Annotated in this window: 1 protein-coding gene; it reads left to right on the forward strand. The window is 58.4% G+C overall.

Annotation, left to right across the window (positions count from 1 at the left end; all coding sequences use genetic code 11):
- Nucleotides 1–57: 57 nt before the first annotated feature.
- Nucleotides 58–327, forward strand: coding sequence for a hypothetical protein (locus D183_RS28175; protein ID WP_081613357.1), 270 nt, complete (start codon nt 58–60; stop codon nt 325–327).
- Nucleotides 328–358: the final 31 nt, after the last annotated feature.

Genomic DNA, 358 nt, shown 5'->3' on the forward strand with positions numbered 1-358 from the left:
ACGCCGCTTCGCGGCGCGGCTTAATTCAGGCGTTAGGCCTCAAGGAGCAACATCCGAATGACCGTCGCACAAGACCAAGTGTTGGCGTTCGCCGTCTACGAGATTCGGCAGTTGCTCGCACACCACTTAGGTAGCGGTGACACTCCTGATCCGGCCGTCCGCGCTGCAGCGCATCTTGCATATGCGCTTCACAATCAGGCTGACGCTGTTCTGCACGGTGGCAAGTTTGATCCGCAGCAGGCCGCTGAGGCTCTTGGCGCAGTAGATCGGATGCTAGCAACCAATTTTCAGGCGAGGCTCTCAGAGGCTACTAGCCATGAGGCCTAACAATTCATTCAAGCCGAAGCCGCTTCGCGGC

Source organism: Xanthomonas sp. SHU 199 (assembly GCF_000364665.1).
In the GTDB taxonomy this organism is placed as follows: domain Bacteria; phylum Pseudomonadota; class Gammaproteobacteria; order Xanthomonadales; family Xanthomonadaceae; genus Xanthomonas_A; species Xanthomonas_A sontii.